The organism is Burkholderia sp. Bp8998 (assembly GCF_003854235.1).
Classification (GTDB): Bacteria; Pseudomonadota; Gammaproteobacteria; order Burkholderiales; family Burkholderiaceae; genus Burkholderia.
In genome coordinates this window covers 13,068-28,244 of sequence record NZ_QTQF01000053.1, presented here as the reverse complement: position 1 = coordinate 28,244, position 15,177 = coordinate 13,068, and the positions used below count along the sequence as shown (strand labels likewise).

General features: G+C 69.9%; 12 protein-coding genes and 1 pseudogene. 6 read left to right on the top strand and 7 right to left on the bottom strand.

Annotated elements, in window-relative coordinates; all coding sequences use genetic code 11:
• Nucleotides 1-41: 41 nt before the first annotated feature.
• The 3 genes and pseudogenes from DIE06_RS33645 to cysD all read right to left on the bottom strand — a co-directional run.
• Entirely contained in the window at nucleotides 42-1,229 is a 1,188-nt protein-coding gene (locus tag DIE06_RS33645) for a helix-turn-helix transcriptional regulator (RefSeq protein ID WP_124665103.1), read from the bottom strand.
• 150 nt (nucleotides 1,230-1,379) lie between these two features.
• Nucleotides 1,380-3,293, bottom strand: coding sequence for a sulfate adenylyltransferase subunit CysN (gene cysN / locus DIE06_RS33640; protein WP_124665102.1), 1,914 nt, complete (start codon nucleotides 3,291-3,293; stop codon nucleotides 1,380-1,382).
• Nucleotides 3,293-4,213, bottom strand: a pseudogene (cysD, locus tag DIE06_RS33635) (sulfate adenylyltransferase subunit CysD); the annotation flags it as partial. The gene cysN and the pseudogene cysD, both read right to left, overlap by 1 nt.
• Nucleotides 4,214-4,591: 378 nt before the next feature.
• On the opposite strand from cysD, the gene DIE06_RS33630 reads away from it, so the two are divergent.
• The 4 genes from DIE06_RS33630 to DIE06_RS33615 are packed head-to-tail and all read left to right on the top strand — an operon-like array spanning nucleotide 4,592 to nucleotide 8,721.
• On the top strand, nucleotides 4,592-5,701 hold the full coding sequence (locus DIE06_RS33630; RefSeq protein ID WP_124665100.1) for a DUF1214 domain-containing protein: 1,110 nt from the start codon (nucleotides 4,592-4,594) through the stop codon (nucleotides 5,699-5,701).
• Nucleotides 5,698-6,891, top strand: coding sequence for a sulfotransferase (locus DIE06_RS33625; protein ID WP_124665099.1), 1,194 nt, complete (start codon nucleotides 5,698-5,700; stop codon nucleotides 6,889-6,891). The genes DIE06_RS33630 and DIE06_RS33625 overlap by 4 nt, the downstream gene beginning before the upstream one ends.
• A gap of 40 nt (nucleotides 6,892-6,931) precedes the next feature.
• On the top strand, nucleotides 6,932-7,723 hold the full coding sequence (locus DIE06_RS33620; RefSeq protein ID WP_124665098.1) for an SDR family oxidoreductase: 792 nt from the start codon (nucleotides 6,932-6,934) through the stop codon (nucleotides 7,721-7,723).
• Between the two features lie 17 nt (nucleotides 7,724-7,740).
• Nucleotides 7,741-8,721 carry an acetyltransferase gene (locus tag DIE06_RS33615; RefSeq protein WP_124665097.1) on the top strand — a complete coding sequence of 327 codons (981 nt, stop codon included), beginning with the start codon at nucleotides 7,741-7,743 and terminating at the stop codon, nucleotides 8,719-8,721.
• A 228-nt stretch (nucleotides 8,722-8,949) separates the two neighbouring features.
• Here DIE06_RS33615 and DIE06_RS33605 read toward each other — a convergent pair whose 3' ends face one another.
• Entirely contained in the window at nucleotides 8,950-9,429 is a 480-nt protein-coding gene (locus tag DIE06_RS33605; protein ID WP_124665096.1) for an SRPBCC domain-containing protein, read from the bottom strand.
• A gap of 370 nt (nucleotides 9,430-9,799) precedes the next feature.
• On the opposite strand from DIE06_RS33605, the gene DIE06_RS33600 reads away from it, so the two are divergent.
• A complete protein-coding gene (locus DIE06_RS33600) occupies nucleotides 9,800-11,278 on the top strand; it encodes a deoxyribodipyrimidine photo-lyase (protein WP_124665095.1) in 1,479 nt (492 codons plus the stop codon).
• A gap of 53 nt (nucleotides 11,279-11,331) precedes the next feature.
• Here the strand turns inward: DIE06_RS33600 and DIE06_RS39270 are convergent, their stop codons facing one another.
• The 3 genes from DIE06_RS39270 to DIE06_RS33590 form a co-directional block, all read right to left on the bottom strand.
• Nucleotides 11,332-11,454 carry a hypothetical protein gene (locus DIE06_RS39270; RefSeq protein WP_260433861.1) on the bottom strand — a complete coding sequence of 41 codons (123 nt, stop codon included), beginning with the start codon at nucleotides 11,452-11,454 and terminating at the stop codon, nucleotides 11,332-11,334.
• The gene (locus tag DIE06_RS33595) at nucleotides 11,445-12,677 is read right to left on the bottom strand and encodes an MFS transporter (RefSeq protein WP_260433860.1); all 1,233 of its coding nucleotides are present in this window, start codon (nucleotides 12,675-12,677) and stop codon (nucleotides 11,445-11,447) included. Before DIE06_RS33595 ends, DIE06_RS39270 begins: the two co-directional genes overlap by 10 nt.
• A gap of 290 nt (nucleotides 12,678-12,967) precedes the next feature.
• Nucleotides 12,968-13,909 (bottom strand): LysR substrate-binding domain-containing protein, encoded by a 942-nt coding sequence (locus DIE06_RS33590; protein ID WP_124665094.1) that lies wholly within the window; start codon nucleotides 13,907-13,909, stop codon nucleotides 12,968-12,970.
• Between the two features lie 119 nt (nucleotides 13,910-14,028).
• Here DIE06_RS33590 and DIE06_RS33585 point away from each other — a divergent pair, with 119 nt between their 5' ends.
• On the top strand, nucleotides 14,029-15,093 hold the full coding sequence (locus DIE06_RS33585) for an alpha/beta fold hydrolase (protein ID WP_124665093.1): 1,065 nt from the start codon (nucleotides 14,029-14,031) through the stop codon (nucleotides 15,091-15,093).
• Nucleotides 15,094-15,177: the final 84 nt, after the last annotated feature.

Here is a 15,177-nt window from a genome sequence, read left to right as displayed (position 1 = left end):
ATGCGCTGCGCGGCGAGGCGTCGCCCCAAGGGCGCGGCCCGCTACGCCATCGACACGACGCTGTTCAGCAGCATCTTCACGAGCACCGCCTGCCGCGTCGCGCCCGTCTTCGCAAAGATTCCGCGCAGGTGCGCGCGGGCGGTGTTCTTCGTGATGCCGGTCGCGGCGGCCGCTTCGTCGAGCGTCAGGCCGTCGACGAGCCGCAGCGCGATCTCGGTTTCCATCGGCGTGAGGCGAAACAGCCGGTGCAGCATGTCGCGCGACGTCTGCGGCGACGACGCCGGATCGCGGACGAACACCGCGACGGCCGGCCGGTGCTGGCGATCCTCCGCGCCGCGATAGGGCGCGAGCGGGCGCAGCAGCACGTTCAACGGCATCGCGCCGCCGGGGCGCGACAGCGTGGTGGCCTCGATGCGCGCGAGCGCGCCTGCACGGAAATGTTCGAGCGCGGCCTGCAGCGCCCTCTGCAGCCGGCGCTCGTCGAGCGGGCAGGACGCATGGAGCCGCGCCTGGCGCAGGCAAAGACCGTCCTGCTGCTCGATCAGCCGTTCGGCGATGCGGTTGTGCTTGATCACGCGGCCGTCCTCGTCGAGGATCGCGGTGCCGACGTCGAGCCGGTCGACGGTGCCCGCGTACAGTGCGCGCTCGGCATCGAGCACGTCGAGCGCCGCATGCAGCTCGACCGCGCGCTGCAGATGCGGCAGCAGCGTCGCGACCTGCGCGCGTTCGACCGGGTCGAAGTCGCGGGCGCGATGAGCACGGCTCACGAAGAACGCGCACTCGACGCCGTGCTCGCCGCGCAGGTTCGCGCCGAGGATGAAGCGCAGGTCGAGCGGCTGCAGGTACTGCCGGTAGAAATCGTGCGCGCACCACCGGGTGGCGCCTAACAGCCCGTCGGCCGTGAACACCTGGCCGGGCGGCTGGTCGAGAAACGGGCATAGCGCGTAGAACTGCTCGCTGTACGACGGCTCGCCGGGCAGCAGCGGGCCGTGGGCCGATGCGTTGATGATGAGCCCGCGCCGCGAGCCGCCGGGGTTGCGCAGCACGAGCGTCGTGAAGCTCGCGTCGAGCCGCACGCGGATCGCTTCGAGAAAGCCCGCCCACGGCGTCGTTTCGGACGGACCCTGATAGACGAGCCCGAGCCACGCGCTGAGTTCGCGGGCCGTCCACGCCGCGTCGTCGAAACCGTCGTGCGCGGCCGTATCGTGGGGCGCCAGCGCGATCCGCATGCTCGTGTTCTCCTGGGTCGGGGTGAATGCTGCCGACCCAGCATACCGACCGGCCAGCGGCTCGCGTCATCCGAACGGAGTAGACGACGCGGGCCGTGGCCATGCGACGGTGCTTGTGCTGCCCGAGCGTGCATATGCCGCTGACGTCGCTTATGCCGCGCGCTCGCGCAGCAGGTACGCGACGATGCGTTCCGCCGCCGCTTCCGGCGACTCGGCCACCGTATCGATGCGCAGCTCGGGCCGCGCGGGCGGCTCGTACGGCGAGTCGATGCCCGTGAAGTGCTTCAGCTCGCCCCGGCGTGCCTTCTTGTACAGGCCCTTCGGGTCGCGTTCCTCGGCGATCGCGAGCGGCGTGTCGACGAACACTTCGACGAACTCGTCGGGGCCGGCCAGCGCGCGCGCCATGTCGCGTTCCGCGCGGAACGGCGAGATGAACGACACGAGCGTGACGAGCCCGGCATCGAGCATCAGCCGCGCGACCTCGGCCACGCGCCGGATGTTCTCCACGCGATCGGCCTCGGTGAAGCCGAGATCGCGGTTGAGCCCGTGCCGCACGTTGTCGCCGTCGAGCAGGTAGGTGTGCTTGCCGAGCGCATGCAGTCGACGCTCGACGAGGTTCGCGATCGTCGACTTGCCCGCGCCGGACAGTCCGGTCAGCCACACGATGCGCGGCGTCTGCGCCTTATGCACCGCGCGCGCGTCGCGGTCGACGTCGACCGCCTGCCAGTGCACGTTGTGCGCGCGGCGAAGCGCGAAGTGCAGCATCCCGGCGCCGACCGTGTCGTTGGTGAAGCGGTCGATCACGATGAAGCCGCCGGTGTGGCGGTTCCGCTCGTACGGATCGAACGCGACGGGCCGGTCGAAGCTCAGGTTGCACACGCCGATCTCGTTCAGCGCGAGCGTGCGCGCGGCGAGGTGCTCGCGCGTGTTCACGTCGATCTTGTACTTCGGCGTCGCGCAGGTCGCACCGACCGTCTGGGTGCCGAGCTTCACGAGATACGGCCGGCCCGGCAGCAGCGGTTCGTCGTGCATCCACACGAGCGTTGCCTCGAACTGGTCGGCCACCTCGGGCGGCGCGTCGGCACGCGCGATCATGTCGCCGCGGCTGATGTCGATCTCGTCGGCGAGCGTGAGCGTCACCGCTTCGCCGGCGCGCGCGACGCCGGCTTCGCCGGCCGGCGTGATCACCGACGCGACGCGGCTCTCCTTGCCGGACGGCAGCACGCGCACCCGTTCGCCGACGCGAACCTCGCCCGACGCGATGCTGCCGGCATAGCCGCGGAAGTTCAGGTGCGGCCGGTTGACCCATTGCACGGGCAGGCGGAACGGTTCGTCGCGAGTCACGCGCTCGACGAGCGGCAGCGTGTCGAGATGCTGCATCAGCGTGGGGCCCGCGTACCACGGCATCCGCGCGCTCGCCGCGATCACGTTGTCGCCGCGCAGCGCGGACATCGGAATGCTGACGATCTCCTCGAGACCGAGCTCGGCCGCGAACGCGCGATAGTCGGCGTCGATGCACTCGAATACCGCGCGGTCGTGGTCGACCAGGTCCATCTTGTTGATCGCGAGCACGACGCGCTTGATGCCGATCAGCGCGACGAGATGGCTGTGGCGGCGCGTCTGCGTGAGCACGCCCTTGCGCGCGTCGATCAGGATCACCGCGAGATCGGCGGTCGACGCGCCGGTGATCATGTTGCGCGTGTACTGCTCGTGGCCGGGCGTATCGGCGACGATGAACTTGCGTCGCGCGGTCGCGAAGAAGCGGTACGCGACGTCGATCGTGATGCCCTGTTCGCGCTCGGCCGACAGGCCGTCGACGAGCAGCGCGAAATCGAGTTCGCCGCCTTGCGTGCCGACTTTCTTCGAATCGGCCTCGAGCTGGATCAGCTGGTCGTCGAACAGCAGGTTCGATTCGTAGAGCAGGCGGCCGATCAGCGTGCTCTTGCCGTCGTCGACGCTGCCGCAGGTGATGAAGCGCAGCAGGTCCTTTGTCTGCGCATCGTCGGTGTGCATGTCGGCAGACGCGTGCGCGAGCGTGTCGGGCGCGGTGAGAACGTGTGTCATCAGAAATATCCCTCCTGTTTCTTCCTTTCCATCGAACCGGCCGAATCGCTGTCGATCAGGCGTCCCTGGCGCTCGGACGTGCGCGTGTCGCGCATCTCCTGCAGGATGTCGTCGAGCGAGCTCGCATCGCTGTCGATCGCACCCGTCAGCGGATAGCAGCCGAGCGTGCGAAAGCGCACCTTGCGCAGCTGCGGCACTTCGCCTTCGCGCAGCGGCAGGCGTGCGTCGTCGACCATGATCAGCGCGCCGTCGCGCTCGACCACGGGCCGCGCCTTCGCGTAGTAGAGCGGCACGATCGGAATGTCGTGCAGCCGGATGTACTGCCAGATGTCGAGCTCGGTCCAGTTGCAAATCGGGAACACGCGCAGGCTTTCGCCCTTGCGCTTGCGCGCGTTGTACAGCGACCAGAGTTCGGGGCGCTGGCGCTTCGGGTCCCAGCGGTGCTGCTCCGAGCGCAGCGACACGATGCGCTCCTTCGCGCGCGATTTCTCCTCGTCGCGGCGCGCGCCGCCGAACGCGGCGTCGAAGCCGTAGTGGTCGAGCGCCTGCTTGAGGCCCTGGGTCTTCCACACGTCGGTATGCACGGCCGAGCCGTGCGTGAACGGATTGATGTCGTTCGACACGCCATCCGGGTTCACGTGCACGCGCAGGTCGAGGCCGAGGCGCTCGGCCGTCTCGTCGCGAAACGCGATCATCTCGCGGAACTTCCACGTCGTGTCGACGTGCAGCAGCGGAAAGGGCGGCTTCGCCGGGTAGAACGCCTTCATCGCGAGATGCAGCATGACCGAGCTGTCCTTGCCGATCGAATAGAGCATCACCGGGTTTTCGCTTTCCGCGACCACCTCGCGCATGATGTGGATGCTCTCGGCCTCCAGTCGCTCCAAGTGGGTCAACATCGTTCGTCTCCTTGTTTCATGCCGGCGCCGCGCGACATGTGCGGCGTTTCGTGCATGACGCCAACGGTATCGAGCGAGGGCGGTCCGATTCTTCGTCCGGGTGGACTAGGGCCTGTTCACGCTAATAACGGGCCAGCCCCACGAATGAATTTTCCAAAACAGGGGAACGTGCCTTTCCGCCCGCATTGCGGCGTCGTTCGTCGTTGCAATAGCTACGGCTATTGCGCCTCCTCTCTCCTTGCCCTGCGGGCGGAAAGGCACGTTCGCAAGCCCGTTATTAGCGTGAACAGGCCCTAAACCGCGGCTCGGCCGCGCAGCGGATCTTTCCTTAGTCCGCCCGGACGAAGTGGCGCGTGGCGCGCTCGCTTAAGGTGAGCGCTCGACCATCGGCGGAGACGACACATGACGGACGACACACGTGCCACGCTTTTGCTTTCGGGCCAGACCTGGGCCGATTTCTGCGACACCCTGAAACGCAGCGGACAGCAGATCCTGCGCGCCGAGGCGCCGGACGATCCGCTTACGCGCACGGAAGGGTTCCGCTACCTGAGCCGGCTGATGCGCATCGCGCTCGAGATGCACGTCGAGTTCGCGGACGGCGCGTGGCCCGGCTTCTTCTCGCCGTCGCACGAGACCGCGAAGATCGGCGCCGACAATCCCGACAACCTGTACCAGTACGCGCGCCTCGACGGCCGCTGCGCATATCGCGTGACGGGGCGGCGCGGCACGGTCGCGTACCTGAGCTTCGGTACGCAGAAGGGCGGCTACGAGACGGACGGCAAGATGCTGCAGACGGGATTTCTCGACGCGAAGCAGCTCGAGATCGCGCCGGACGGCAGCTTCGAGATCGTGCTGAGCGAAACGCCGCGCGCGGGCAACTGGGTGCGCATGGAGCCCGGCACGAACGCGCTGCTGGTGCGCCAGACCTTCCTTGACCGGCGTGCGGAGACGCCCGCGCAACTGAGGATCGAGCGCATCGGCGCGCGCGATCGCCCGGCGCCGCTCGACCCGCTCGTGCTGCAGGGCGGCCTCACGCGCGCCGCGCGGTTCGTCGAGCAGACGTCGAAGCTGTTCGCCGACTGGGCCGCGAGCTACGGGGCGCACGTGAACGCGCTGCCGCCCGCGGACCAGGCGCTGTGCCAGTCGGTCGGCGGCGATCCGAACATCTACTACTACCACTCGTGCTGGTCGCTCGCCGACGACGAGGCGCTCGTGATCGACGTCGACACGGTGCCCGACTGCGACTTCTGGAACGTGCAGCTCAACAACTACTGGATGGAGTCGCTCGACTACCGGCACTTCGACATCTGCGTGAACAAGCACGGCGCGCGGCTGAATGCCGACGGCGGCGTGACGGTGGTGGTCGCCGCGTCGCGGCCGCGCGACACGAACTGGCTCGATACGGCCGGGCATCGCACCGGCACGATCTGCTGGCGCTGGGTCGGCGCCGCGTTGCCGGTCCATCCGCGCACGCGCGTCGTCAAGCTCGCGACGCTGAAGGAGGCTGCATGAACGCGCCGCTCGACCGGATCCGCACGCAGCTCGATGCCGACGGGCTGATTGCAGAGGCGATATCGCGCACGGGCGGCCTCACCGCGTTCGGCGACGGCCCGTATCGCGAGGCGCTCGACGTGATGTGCGCAGCGCTGATCGATGAAGCGAAGCTGTCCGCGCGCGGGGCGGAGATGATGCGTGAAAAGCTGGTCGGCCAGCTCGTGAACCGGCTCGTCGTCGAGGACTACTGCCGCCGTCATCCGGAGATCGCCGACATCGAGATCGACGACCCGCTCGTGATCGTCGGGCTGCCGCGCACCGGCACGACGCTGCTGCAGCGGCTGCTTGCCGTCGATCCGCGTTTCCATTCGGCCGCGTGGTGGGAAACGCGCTATCCGGCGCCGCTCGCCGGCGAGACGCTCGACGCGCCGGCCGTGCGCATCGCGCGCGCGCAGGCCGAGGTCGCGACGATGATCGACTGCATTCCGCAGATCCTGACGATCCATCCGCTCGACGCGATGCTCGCCGACGAGGAGTTCATGCTGATGGAGCATTCGTTCGTGTGCGCGATGGATTCGTACGCGAACGTGCCGACCTATACGGCGTGGCTCGCGAAGCAGGACCTGACGCCGGTCTACACGTACCTGAAGCGGATGCTGCAGTTCCTGCAGTGGCAGAAGGCGCAACGCGGCGTCGCCCCGGCCGAGCGCTGGCTGCTGAAGACGCCGCAGCACCTGCACGCGCTCGATGTGCTGTGCCGCGTGTTCCCGCGCGCGCAGGTCGTGCTCACGCACCGCGACCCGGCGCAGACGATTCCGTCGATGGCGAGCATGGCGCACACGCTGTGGCAGATGTACGCGGACGACCCGGACCCGCTCGCCGTCGGCGCGCAGTGGAACGCAGGGATGGCGCGCGCGATCGGCGCGGCGATGACGGCGCGCGACGCACTGCCCACGGCGCGCTTTCTCGACGTGCGTTTCGAGGACACGGTGTCGAATCCGCTCGGCGTCGCGCAGGCCGTGTACCGCTTCGCGGGGATGCCGCTCGATGCACGGCAGCGCGCGGCGATGGCGGACTGGATGGCGCGCAACGGCCGCGACAAGCGTGCAGCACATGACTATTCGATTGCGCGCTTCGGCTTCACAGATGCGCAACTGGCGCACGACTTCGCCGCGTATCGCGCGCGGCACCTGCGGGCGGCCGGCTGACCGCGCGCCCGAGAGACGAACGACAACCAGGAGACAACTCATGTTGCTGAAGGACAAGATCGTCGTGATTTCCGGGATCGGGCCGGGGCTCGGCGTGAAGCTCGCCGTCGAGGCGGCACGCGAGGGCGCGCGCGGCGTGGTCGTCGCGGCACGCACGATGGAAAAGCTCGACGATGCGGAGGCACGGATCCGCGAACTCGGCGTCGCGTGCGACGTGCTGAAGGTGCGAACCGACATCGCCGAGCGCGCGCAGTGCCGGCAGCTCGCGACGCAGGCGGTCGAGTGCTTCGGCCGGATCGACGCGCTCGTGAACAGCGCGTTCGTGCACGGCACGTTTCCGGAGGCCGTCGAGGACGCCGATCTCGACGGCTGGCGTGCGGTGTTCGACACCAACGTGTTCGGCACGATGACGCTCACGCAGGAAGTCGTGCCGCACATGAAGCGGCAGAAGCGCGGCGCGATCGTGATGATCAACACGCAGGCGACCCGCAAGCCGTTTGCAGGGGAATCGGGCTACGCTGTATCGAAGGGCGCGCTCGCCGTTGCGGCAAAATACCTGGCGCGCGAGCTCGGCGTGCACGGGATTCGCGCGAACAGCATTCACATGGGCTGGATGTGGGGCGTGCCGACGCAGGCGTATTTCCGGCAGGCGGCCGCCGAGTACGGGATGACGGAGCAGGAGATCATTGCGCCGATCGCGTCGAACATCGCGCTCGCGAAACTGCCGACCGACGACGACTGCGCGCGCGCGGCGCTGTTTCTCGCGTCGGATTACGCGAACGCGGTGACCGGCGCGACGCTGGATGCGAACGGCGGCGATTTCATGCCCTGAGGACGGAGCAACGGATCATGCAGGAAAAACAACAGGGACGGTATTTCTTCGCGTTCAACGGCGACGCGGACGGCCTGTGCGCGCTGCAGCAACTGCGGCTCGCGGAGGGCGAACGCGGCACGCTCGTGACGGGCGTGAAGCGGGACATCAAGCTGCTCGAGCGAATCGATGCGCGCGCCGGCGATCGCGTGACCGTGCTCGACGTGTCGCACGACCAAAACCGCGACGCATGCGCGCGGCTGCTGCGCGACGGCGCGGCGGTCCGCTATTTCGACCATCACTTCGCGGGTGAGCTGCCCGGCGATCCGCGTTTCGACGCGTACATCGACACGGCCGCCGACGTCTGCACGAGCGCGCTCGTGAACCGCCATCTCGGCGGCCGGCATGTGCGCTGGGCGATCGTCGCGGCGTTCGGCGACGAACTGCCGGCACTCGGCGACGCGCTCGCGCGCGAATACGGGCTCGGCGAAGTCGAACGCTGCACGCTCGCCGAACTCGGGCTCTACCTGAACTACAACGCATACGGCGACTGCGTCGGCGATCTGCATTACGATCCGGCGGCGCTGGCCGACGCGATGCTGCCGTGCGTCGATCCGCTCGACTTCGTGCGCGGCACCCCGGTGTTCGCCGCGCTGCGCGACGGCTATCGCGACGACATGGCGCGGGCATGCGCGCTCGTGCCGCTGCGCGACGTGCCGGGCGCGACGCTGATCAGGATGCCGGATCAGCCGTGGGCGCGGCGCGCGACGGGGATGCTCGCGAACGAACGGATGCGCAATGCGCCGCATGCGGCGCTCGCGGTGCTGTCGCCGCGCGCGCAGGGCGGGCTCGTGGTCAGCGTGCGCGTGCCCGACGGCCGGCCGCTCGGCGCCGACGAATTCTGTCGCGGCTTCCCGACCGGCGGCGGGCGCAAGCGCGCGGGCGGCATCAACCATCTGCCGGAAACCGAGTTCGACGCGTTCGCCGAGCGTTTCGAAGCGGCGTTTCGTCTCGACTGACCCGACGGCCTGCGACGCGCGCGCCGTGCAGCGATGCCACGGTGCGCGCCTCGTGCGACATGCCGGCGATGCCGCCCGTCGCGAGATAGTCGATCTTCGCGTCGCGCGTGAATACCGCATCGAGCGCGTCGAAGTCGCGCATCGATCGCGCTCGAATACGCGACGATCCGCTCGCGGATGTCGTGATGGTCGGAGCGGGTTTGCAGATCGGGCATCGGCTGTGCTCCGTCACGCGCTTTTGCGCCGGCGCGCCGCATGCAGCGCTTCCGCACGCTGCTTCACGTCGCGCGCGCACTGGTCGAACCCCTGTTTTACCCAGCCGCCGTGCTCGCGCATGATCGTTTCCGCGTTGATGCCGAGAAACTGGTCGGTCGTGAAGTAGCGGCAACGGTCGGCGCCGTCGGCTTCGACGTACTGGTCGCGGCGCGCGGCGTCCTTGTTGTCGCCGGTCGGGCGCTGCTCCCACGACAGCAGGCGCTCGGGCTCGCATGCGACGAGGATTTCGTTGACGGGAATCATCGTCTCCGTGCCCGGAATGCGCACCTGCATGTGCACGAAGTCGCCGATCCGGCCGGTCGTTTCGAGGCCGACGCAGAACGTGTTCCATTCGCCGTAGCGCGGGAAGTCGGTCAGCACTTCCCACACGACGGAAGCGGGGGTGTCGATCGCGACGGTGATCGAGGTGACGAGATTGGCGGATTTGGTCATGGCGGGTATCGGGTGAGATCGAGGGAGAGAATGGGACCGCGGGCGAGCCCGAACGGACGAGCACGCGCCGCGATGGCCGGAACGGTCCGCGCGGGCGCCCGCGGGCATGGGGGATGCGTCGCGCGATGCAACGGTTTGACTCGCGACCGGCGCGTGCCGCGTATCGCGGCGAACCCGACATCGAGCGTAGGCCGGCACGCGCGGCGAAGAATCGTCGGAATGGACTAAGGCGTTTCACCGGGCCGGCGATCCGGCGGCGACATGGGAACGCAGCGCGCGAGCGCATGCAGCATGCGGGTCGAACATCGACATCGTGCGACCCTGCCGCGACAATACGGATCACATTTCAGCTTCCTGCCCCGAGGTGCCCGTGCCAGCCAAGTCGTCCGTTGCTCCTGCCGTCGTGTGGTTCCGCGACGATCTGCGCGTGACCGACCAGCCCGCGTTGACGCGTGCGGTCGCGTCGGGCCGGCCGCTCGTGTGCGTGTATGTCGATGACACGGGCGAACGCGCGGGGCGCGCGCTCGGCGGCGCGGCGCGCTGGTGGCTGCACGGCTCGCTCGCCGGACTCGACGCGGCGCTCGCGCGTCATGGCGGCCACCTGCTGCTGTTGCGCGGCGATGCACCGCGCGAGATCGAACGCGTCGTGCACGACACGGGCGCGGCGGCCGTGTACTGGAACCGCCGCTATGCGCAGCCGCAGCGCGACGCCGATGCGGCATTGAAGACGTCGCTGAAGGCGCGCGGCCTCGAGGTCGAGAGCAGCAACGGCAGCCTGCTGAACGAGCCGTGGGACGTGCTGACGGGTGCCGGCACGCCGTTCCAGGTGTTCACCGCCTACTGGCGCGCGGTGCGGCGCGATCGCACGGTGGCGGCGCCGCTGCCGGAACCGGAGCGGATCGCGTTTCATCCGTGGCCGGTCCGCGTGCGCGAACGTGCGCTGGCGCTCGACGCGCTCGCATTGCGCCCGCACGCGCCGGACTGGGCGGGCGGCCTGCGCGACGCGTGGCCGGCACCCGACGAAGTCGGCGCGCATGCGCGGCTCGACGCGTTTTCCCGCGAATCGCTGGCCGACTACGCCGATACGCGCGACCGGCCCGACCAGTCGGCGACGAGCCGGCTGTCGCCGTGCCTGCGCTTCGGCAACGTGTCGCCGCGACAGGTGTGGCATGCGGTGCAGGGTGCCGCACACGCGGGCGGTGCGGCGTGTGCGGCCGGCGCCGGGAAATTCCTGAGCGAGCTCGGCTGGCGAGAATTCAGCCACGTGCTGCTGTATCACTTCCCGGCGCTCGCGACCGACAACTTCCGCGCGCAGTTCGACGCGATGCCGTGGCGCGACGATCCCGCCGCGCTGCGCGCGTGGCAGCGCGGGCTGACCGGCTATCCGCTCGTCGATGCGGGAATGCGCGAGCTGTGGACGACCGGCTGGATGCACAACCGCGTGCGGATGGTCGTCGCGTCGTTTCTCGTCAAGCATCTGCTGATCGACTGGCGGGCCGGCGAGCGCTGGTTCCACGACACGCTCGTCGACGCGGACGCCGCGAACAACCCGGCGAACTGGCAATGGGTGGCCGGCTGCGGCGCCGACGCCGCGCCGTATTTCCGCATCTTCAATCCGGTGACGCAGGGCCGGAAGTTCGACCCGCAGGGTGCGTACGTGCGCCGCTGGGTGCCGGAACTCGCCGGCCTCGACGCGGCGACGATCCATGCGCCATGGGAGGCGTCGCCGGTGGCGCTCGCGGCGGCCGGTGTGCGGCTCGACGTCGACTATCCGGCGCCGATCGTCGATCACGACGGCGCGCGGCGTCGCGCGCTCGATGCGCTGGCCACGTTGCCGAAGCGTCACTGAGTGCCACCGAGCGCAGCTGCCGCGTTTTCGTGCGCGCGGCGCCGCCCGCGGCGTTACTCGCAGAACGCCGCGTGCTCGAGCAGCGCAAGCGCGACGCCCGAATCGAAGTAGGCCGCGGTGCACCACGCGACGAACGCGAGCGCGCCGGCCGCCAGTGCGGCACGAATCATGCCCATGCGGCTTTGCCCGGCACCGGCCGCGCGATGCGCGCGTCGTCTATCGGCAGGTGCAGCAGCGCGGCCAGCACGCCGAGCGCGATCGAGCCGATCCATAGCGGCAGGTATGAATGCGTCGCGTCGTACACGAGCGCGCCGAGCCAGACGCCGAAGAAGCTGCCGAGCTGGTGCCCGAAGAAGACGAAGCCGAACAGCGTCGCGATGTAGCGCACGCCGAACACCTGCGAGATCACGCCGTTGGTCAGCGGCACCGTGCCGAGCCACGTGAAGCCCATCACGGCCGCGAACACGTAGACGCTCCCGGGTGACAACGGTGCCGCGACGAATGCCGCCATCGCCAGCGCGCGCACGAGATACAGCCCGGACAGCACGTACTTGCGCCGCAGCAGCCCGCCGAGATGGCCACATGCGTAGGTGCCGGCCACGTTGGTCAGCGCGATCAGCGCGAGCGCGACGCTGGCGTGGCGCGCCGGCAGGCCGTGATCGAGCAGGTACGCGGGCAGGTGGGTCGCGATGAACGCGAGCTGGAACCCGCAGGCGAAGAACCCCGCGTTCAGCAGCCAGAAGCCGCGGTGCGCGAACGCTTCGCGCACCGCCGCGCCGATCGACTGGTCGGGGCCGTCCGCGCGGCTCGCGGCCTGCGCGGGCCGGTCGCGCACCAGCATGGCGAGCGGCGCGAGCAGCGCGGCGACGAGGGCGAGCGCGACGAATGCATGCTGCCAGCCGATGTCGCCGATCAGGACCTGCGCGACCGGCACCATGCAGAACTGGCCGAGCCCGCCGATCGCGCCGGCGACACCGAGCGCCCAGCTGCGCCGGTCGGGCGGAAACAGCCGGCTCAACGCACCGTAGATTGACGCGAAGGCCGACCCCGACAGCGCGATGCCGATCACGAGCCCTGCGCCGACCGTGAACACGCCGGCCGACGCCGCCAGCGCCATCGTGAGGAGCCCGACCGCGTACAGCAGCATGCCGGCGACGATCACGCGCACCGACCCGAAGCGGTCGGCGATCATCCCGGTGAACGGCTGCGCGATGCCCCAGATCAGGTTCTGCAGCGCGAGCGCGAGGCCGAACGCTTCGCGCGACCAGCCGTGGTCGAGCGTGACGGGGGCGAGGAACAACCCCTGCACGTGGCGGATGCCGAGCGCGGCACCCATGATCAGGCCGCCGGCGAGCACCGGCAGCCAGCGGCGCCGGGCATCTTGTTCGATCGGGGTCATGCGTGTCTCCGGATGAATGCGTGCGGCGCGGCGGCCGCGTTCGATCCGATTAGACGATCCGGTGCCGGTATCGCTCAAGCGATCATTCGGTCGGGTTCGCATGCTTGGGGGGAATGCGAGGCGGAATGGCTGCGCGGCCGGCGGAGCCTGAGCGCCGCCACGACGCAGGCGGTTGCATATCGGCAGGGCGGTGGCGGCGGAACAGGCGCATCTTCGCATCGCTTGCCGGGGTGTGATCCGGCGCGCAATGCCGCACCGGCATCGGCCCGATGCGGCACGTCGCGCCCGGCTTACCGCTGCGCCACGCCATACGCGCGCATGGCCGCGTCGCATTCGGCTGCTTCCGCGAGAATCCAGTCGCGCACGTCGGCGACTTCGCGGCGCGGTGCCGGATCGTGCCGGAACAGCCAGTAGCCGTACGCATCCGACAACGCCTGCGAGTGCGGGCCGAGCACCGCGAGCCGGCCGTCGGCGAGCATCGGTGCGACGAGCGCGAGCCGCCCGAGCGCGACGCCCTGGCCGGCGATCGCCGCGTGGATCACCTGGTCGTACTGGTTGAAGCGCAGCACGCCCTTCGGGCGCGCGTCGCCGAGCCCGGCCGCGTGCAGGTGCTCACGCCACTGGAGCCGGGTTTGCGGCGGCCCGTCGAATTCGAGCAGCACATGGTCGGCGATCGCGGCCGCGTCGGTGACGGGCCGGGTGGCCAGCGCGGGGTGCGCGACCGGCACGACGATCTCGTCGAACAGGTGCAGCGCACCGGCCGGCGCGCGCTCGCGCGGGCAGTAGCGGATGCCGAGGTCGATGCCTTCCGCGCGCAAATCGAGTACCTTGTCGTTCGCGGCCACGCGCAAGTCGATGTCGGGCAGGCGCGCCTGCAGGCGCCCGAGCCGCGGCAGCAGCCACAGCGCGGTGACGCCGATGCTCGCGGTGATCGTGACGGGCTGGCGCTCGCGCGCGGCGGCGAGCGACGCGACGGTGTCCTGCAGGCTGAGCAGCGCCGCATCCGCGGCGCGGAACAGCCGCTCGCCTTCCGCCGTGAACGCGATCTTGCGATAGCCGCGCTGCAGCAGCGCGACGCCGAGATGCGCTTCGAGCGCATGCACCTGGCGGCTGACCGCCGACTGCGTGACGCACAGGTCCTGCGCGGCGAGCGTGATGCTCATGCGGCGGCCGACGGCGACGAAGCCGCGCACGAGGTCCAGCGACGGGAGACGGACGAGCGGCGTTGACATGCGTAGGGCTCATGCGAACGGAGCAGCAAGATTGGTTGAGAACGCCGGGCGCGTCAAGTTCAATGGAGGCTGGCCGATCGGGCGGGCGCCGGATCATGCGGCGCCGCACAGGAGACAGGATGACGATTTCGAACGAAGCAGGCGGGGCCGCGCGCAGCACGCGCGCGGCGGAGCAGGCGGCCGGGCGTCCGCCGGGCGCGTTGCCGCCGGAGCCCGTGACGCTGACCGCGGCCGACGGTTACGTGCTGCGCGGCTACGTGTGGCGCCATCGCGGCGGCGCCGCCGTGCGGCCCGTGACGGTCGTCAATTGCGCGACGTCGGTGCGCTGCGACTACTACTTCCGCTTCGCGGCCTGGCTGTTCGCACAGGGACGCGACGTGCTCGTGTACGACTATCGCGGGATCGGCGGCTCGCGCCCCGCGCGGCTCGCGAAGCTGCACGCGAACTGGCTCGACTGGGGGCGGCTCGATTGCGAGGCTGCATTGCAGTACGCGCGCGACGCGTTTGCCGGCCAGCCGCTCGACGTCGTCGCGCACAGCATCGGCGGCTGCGTGCTAGGGCTCGCGGCGTCGAACGCATACGTGCGTCACGTGGTGACCGTGGGCGCGCAGTATGCGTACTGGCGCGACTATCGGCCGGCAGAGCGGCGGCGCATGTGGTGGAAGTGGCACGTTGCGATGCCGGCGCTCGCGGCCGTGTTCGGCTACGTGCCCGCGAAACGGCTCGGCTGGATGGAAGACACGCCGCGCGGCGTCGCGCTGTCGTGGGTGCGCTCGCAAGCGCGCTTCGAGGACGCCTACACGCACGGCCCGCTCGCCGAAACCGCGGCGAGCCGCGCCGCGTTGCCGGCCCGCTTCGCGCGGCTGCCGGCGTCGATGCTCGCGATCGGCGTCGACGACGACGGGTTCGGCACGGTCGACGCGATCGAACGGCTGGTCGGCTACTACACGGGCAGCGACGTCACGCACCTGCGGATCGCGCCGCGCGACATCGGCGTCGACGCGATCGGCCACTTCGCGTTCTTCCACAGCCGCTTCACCGACACGCTGTGGCCGGTCGCGCTGTACTGGCTGCAACACGGCGCGCTGCCGGCCGATGCGCCGGGCCGCGTCCACGCGCGCCATCCGGCGCAGCGTTCGCGGCTGGCGGGAAGCGGCGTGCCGGGCGCCGTCGCGCACGGGTGAACGCGCACGCGCGCGCAGCCAGGCCGGCGCTTCGATGAGGCGGCCGCGCCGGCTGCCGCTGCCGACGATCGCGATCGCGGTCGC